General features: G+C 72.1%; 4 protein-coding genes. 3 read left to right on the top strand and 1 reads right to left on the bottom strand.

Going from position 1 to position 4,808, the window contains the following annotated elements; translation table 11 throughout:
- The first annotated feature begins 74 nt into the window (after nucleotides 1–74).
- The 3 genes from CG719_RS15195 (at nucleotide 75) to CG719_RS15180 (ending at nucleotide 3,991) form a co-directional block, all read left to right on the top strand.
- A complete protein-coding gene (locus CG719_RS15195; protein ID WP_100569163.1) occupies nucleotides 75–356 on the top strand; it encodes a hypothetical protein in 282 nt (93 codons plus the stop codon).
- Nucleotides 357–508: 152 nt separating this feature from the next.
- Nucleotides 509–1,027, top strand: coding sequence for a hypothetical protein (locus CG719_RS15190; RefSeq protein ID WP_100569162.1), 519 nt, complete (start codon nucleotides 509–511; stop codon nucleotides 1,025–1,027).
- A gap of 315 nt (nucleotides 1,028–1,342) precedes the next feature.
- Nucleotides 1,343–3,991 carry a SpoIIE family protein phosphatase gene (locus CG719_RS15180; RefSeq protein WP_100569383.1) on the top strand — a complete coding sequence of 883 codons (2,649 nt, stop codon included), beginning with the start codon at nucleotides 1,343–1,345 and terminating at the stop codon, nucleotides 3,989–3,991.
- A 43-nt stretch (nucleotides 3,992–4,034) separates the two neighbouring features.
- Here CG719_RS15180 and CG719_RS15175 read toward each other — a convergent pair whose 3' ends face one another.
- A complete protein-coding gene (locus tag CG719_RS15175) occupies nucleotides 4,035–4,694 on the bottom strand; it encodes a DUF6461 domain-containing protein (protein ID WP_100569161.1) in 660 nt (219 codons plus the stop codon).
- Between the last annotated feature and the right edge of the window lie 114 nt (nucleotides 4,695–4,808).

Raw genomic sequence — 4,808 nt, 5'->3', positions numbered from 1 at the left:
CGTCCGGCCGGTGCTCGTTGGACACGGCGGCACAAACCCCCGCGGTGACCGACGCCGCCGAAGAAAGGAACACGATGAAGTCCCTGAAGGCTGCCGCCGTCCTGGCCGGTTCCCTGGCCCTCACCGGCGCCGCCGCGCCCGCGTTCGCCCAGAACTCCGCCGACCTCACGCCCCACAGCCTCACCGGCGCCGTGAACACGCTCACCAAGGGCCCCGTCGACGTCATGCCGTTGCAGCAGCAGTCCAACGCCCTCGACACCGAGAACCGGAACTCAGTGCTCCACACGGTGAACGGCACCACCAAGACGCTGAACGCCCCGAAACCACTGCTCGGCGGCCTCGCGCTCCAGCGCTGAGCCACGTGAGGCGTCAGCTCGGCGCCTCCGTACCGGCCGGTGAACCGTCGTACAACTGCGGCACTCGGGGGAATCCCGTGCTGCTGGTGGCGTCAGGATCGTTGGACGGTACGGACGTCGAGCCCCGAACCCGGAAAAGGACCGTACCTGACATGAAGTCGACCACTCGAGGAACCCTCGCCGCCGTCATCACGGGCATCGCGGCAGCCATGGGCGCGGCCGCGACCCCCGCCGCCGCGGCCGGCACGGTTCCCGTCCCCGTCCCGCTGGGCGGCGCGGAGGCGGCCCTCGGCACGGAACTGCCCGAGGTCGGCGGCCAGGTGCCGCTGCCCGCGCCGGTCGTGCCGGAGCCCCCGCGCTTCGTCGAGGGACGGCTCCTGCCCGAGCACACCGTGCCGCGACTGCCGGTCGACGGCGGCCTGCCCGGCCTGGAGCTGCGCGCGCCGCTGGCCCACGCCCTCGACGACGGCTTCGACCACGTCGACGTCGGCCTGCCCGCCTCCGACGTCCGGACCCTGACCCCGGGACTGGCCCTGGACGCCCCCCTGACCAACCCGAGCCCCGGCGAACTGCCCACCTTCAAGCAACCGGAACTGGCCGTCCTCGCCCCCGTCCTGCGCACCACCCCCGGCGCCGACCTGACGGCCGGCGGCCCCGGCCTCGGCCTGTAAGCAGCCCCGGCCCGCGGGCCGGGGCGTGGCCCCGCCCGCCCCGGGCAGGCGGCGCGGCGCGGCGCGCGTGACCGGGGCCCGCACCCGCCCGTGAAGCAGCCGGCTCAGGACCACCCACATCCGTAGTCCGTAGTGCCGGTCGTGGTGCGCTCCACCACGCCGTCGCCGGAATGCCGACTGGGACACAGGGCGCAAAATGGAAAAGTGATCGCACACTCCCGTCGATCTCTCCGGCGCGGCGGGCGCGACAACTCGCCGCAGCCGCCCCCGGGGCGACTGCGGTCCCTGTTCAGGCCGCGCAGCGTCGCCGGCCAGGTGTTCCTGCTGCAAGTGGTCATCGCGGTCCTGATCGTCGCCGCCGCGCTGATCGCCCTCGTGCTCCAGGCCGGGGACGACAGCACCAAGGACGCCCGGGAACGCTCCCTAGGCATCGCCGAGACACTGGCGTACGCGCCGGACACGCTGAAGGCGATGACCGGCCCCGACCCCAGCAAGGTGCTCCAGCCCGTCGCGCAGAAGATCATGAAGGGGGCGGATGTCGACCTAGTCGTCATCTACTCCAAGGACGGGATCCGGTACACCCACTCCAACCCGGCCCTCATCGGCAAACCGGTCCTCGGCCCCCGTAAACCGCCGCACTCCGCCGTCACCCATGTCCTGCGGACCACCCAGGGACGCTCGGTGGTCTCGTACGTCCCCGTCACCAGGCCGGGGGGCGCGGCCGTCGGCACCGTAGCGGTCGCGATCACGGTCCAGAGGGTGGAGAGCACGGCAGGCCGCCAGCTTCCGGTCCTGCTGGGGACGGCGGCCGGGGCGCTGGCCCTGGCCGCGGGCGGCACCGCACTGGTGAGCCGGCGGCTGCTGCGCCAGACCCACGGCCTGGGACCGGCCGAGATGACGCGGATGTACGACCACCACGACGCCGTGCTGCACGCGGTGCGCGAGGGCGTGCTGATCGTCGGGGGCGACGGACGGCTGCTGCTCGCCAACGACGAGGCGCAGCGGCTGCTGGAACTGCCGCCGGACGCGGAGGGCCACAAGGTCACCGACCTGCCCCTGGACACCGGCATCGCCGAACTGCTGATATCGGAACGCACGGCCAGCGACGAGGTCCACCTCACGGCCGACCGCCTGCTCGCGGTCAACAAGCGGCCCACCGCCCCGTACGGCGGATACGCGGGCAGTGTGGTGACCCTCAGGGACACCACGGAGCTGCGGGCACTGTCGGGACGCGCCGAAGTGGCACGCGAGCGCCTGAAACTCCTCTACGACGCCGGCGTGAAGATCGGCACCACCCTGGACGTGTCGCGCACCGCGCAGGAACTGGCGGACGTGGCCGTTCCCGGCTTCGCCGACGTCGTCACCGTGGAACTGGCCGAGGAGGTCCTGAGCGGCCAGGAGCCGACCGGGACGATCGACGAAGTGCGCCGGGCCGCGGTGCGGGGCCCTTCCGGGTACCGGCCGCTGACAGAGGTGGGCAGGCGGCTCAGTTTCGCGCCCAGCACGCCGCAGGCCCGGTGCGCGGAGAGCGGCCGAGGGGTGCTCGTGGCGGATCTGACGTCCGCGCGGGACTGGCGGACGGCGGATCCCGATCGCGCGCCGCGTCTCCTGGAGCGCGGCATCCACTCCCTGATCGCGGTGCCGCTGCGCGCCCGCGGCATGGTGCTGGGAGTGGTGGACTTCTGGCGCTGCCGGCAGGGGGAGCGCTTCGACGAGGAGGACGTGCCGTTCGCCGAGGAACTGGCCGCCCGGGCCGCCGTGGCCCTCGACAACGCCCGCCGCTACACGCGCGAGCACACCATGGCGGTCACCCTGCAACGCAGTCTTCTGCCCCGCGCCCTGCCCGAACTGGGCGCCCTCGAGGTGGCCTACCGCTATCTGCCCGCCCAGGCGGGGGTGGGCGGGGACTGGTTCGACGTGATCGAGCTGTCCGGAGCCCGGGTGGCCCTGGTGGTCGGCGACGTGGTGGGGCACGGACTGCACGCGGCGGCCACCATGGGACGGCTGCGCATCGCGGTGCACAACTTCTCCACCCTGGACCTCGCCCCGGACGAGCTCCTTGGCCGCCTGGACGACCTGGTGGCACGGCTCGACCGGGACGGCGAGGCCGGAGGCGGTGAGGAGGGACTCACCGGCGCCACCTGCCTGTACGCCGTCTACGACCCGTCCTCGGGCGCCTGCTCCCTGGCCCGGGCCGGCCACCCGCCGCCCGCCCTCGTCCGCCCGGACGGCACCGTGACCTTCCCGGACCTGCCCGCGGGCCCGCCCCTGGGCCTGGGCGGCCTCCCCTTCGAGGCCACCGAACTGCGGCTGCCGGAGGGGAGCCGGCTGGTCCTCTACACGGACGGACTCGTCGAGGACCGCGAACGGGACATCGGCACAGGCCTCGAACTCCTGAGCGCCGCGCTGGCCCATCCCGACCGGTCCCCGGAGCAGACCTGCCAGGCTGTGCTCGACGCCCTCCCTCCGGACCGCGCGAGCGACGACATCGCCCTGCTGGTCGCCCGTACCCGCGTACTCGATCCCGGCCTGGTCGCCGACTGGGACGTACCGCGCGACCCCGCGGCCGTCTCCCGCGTCCGCGCCGATGTCGCCCGGCAGCTGAAGGACTGGGGCCTTGAGGACGCCAGCTTCACCACCGAACTCGTCCTCAGCGAACTGGTCACCAACGCCATCCGCTACGGCAGTGACCCCATCCACGTCCGGCTGCTGCGTGACCGCAAGCTGATCTGCGAGGTCTCGGACGGCAGCAGCACCTCGCCCCACCTGCGCTACGCGGCGACCACGGACGAGGGCGGACGCGGCCTGTTCCTCATCGCCCGGTACGCCGAGCGCTGGGGAACCCGGTACACCCCCACCGGCAAGGTCATCTGGACCGAGCAGCCCCTGGACGGCGGGGCGGCACCGTGCGACGGCCCCGCGGACGAGGACCTGCTCGACCAGTGGAGCGACGACGCACTATGACCCGCCCCCGGCCACCGCCCCGCGTGCCGCGCGCCACCCCGTACTACTTGCTCTGCCACTCCTCGACGTGTTCCTCCGGGACTTCCCCCACCTGGTATTCGGCCTTCGCCAGTAGCTCTTCGGTCACCCGCACACCTGTGAGCCGCTCTGTCAGCGCCAGAACCGCTGCCTTCCTGTCGACATCGGGATCTTCGTCCCCCGACGGGTTGAGGCCGACCTCCAGCATCAGAGGGTTCAGCGCATCGGGAGTGCTGCCGGCCCTGTCTGCGGGCCACTCGAAAGTCGTCCGCAACTCCCCCTCTTCGTACCAGTGGAAGAAGTGCATGGGCTTCCCCCCATTGCTCGAATGCGAGACAGCACGTGTCCCGGCGGAGAGTGCCTCCATGAGGCGCGGGCGCGTGCCCAGATCGCCTCCGAACTCCAGGGCGAGAGTCCAGTCCCCTCCCTCGCCCTGCGCGGTGAACGCTCCCGCGAGGAAGGCTTCGGGCCACTCCTCGTACCCGTCCAAGAACTCGTGCTGTGCCTCGATGAACTCGCTCAGCCCCTGACACACACCTCGCGGCTCGGCCTCCGCGATCCGGAGCAACTCCGAAGGCGAGGCTCCTCGCACCAGAGTCAGGGTGTACCCGACCTCCAATCCATACGCGAACAGCGAGGACGAGGAACGTATCCAGCCGTAATCGGCGGCGGTGGCGGAAGTCATGCAGCGGATCCTGTCAGCACCCACTGACAACGGGATGCGCCTGCCGTTCCGGCGGTTGCGTCCTGGGAAGTGGTGTACGGGCTCCCACCTGATCCGGGCGTTTGGTCCGGCGTC

Origin of the sequence: Streptomyces sp. CB01373, from assembly GCF_002803075.1 — a bacterium.
Taxonomy (GTDB): Bacteria; Actinomycetota; Actinomycetes; order Streptomycetales; family Streptomycetaceae; genus Streptomyces.
The sequence above is the reverse complement of the archived record's forward strand: the minus strand, read 5'-3'. Positions and strand labels throughout refer to the sequence as shown.

Excerpts from the sequence above, each read along its gene's own strand:
- CG719_RS15195 (WP_100569163.1), top strand. The coding sequence starts at position 75 with ATGAAGTCCCTGAAGGCTGCCGCCGTCCTGGCCGGTTCCCTGGCCCTC.
- CG719_RS15190 (WP_100569162.1), top strand. The coding sequence starts at position 509 with ATGAAGTCGACCACTCGAGGAACCCTCGCCGCCGTCATCACGGGCATC.
- CG719_RS15175 (WP_100569161.1), bottom strand. The coding sequence starts at position 4,694 with ATGACTTCCGCCACCGCCGCCGATTACGGCTGGATACGTTCCTCGTCC.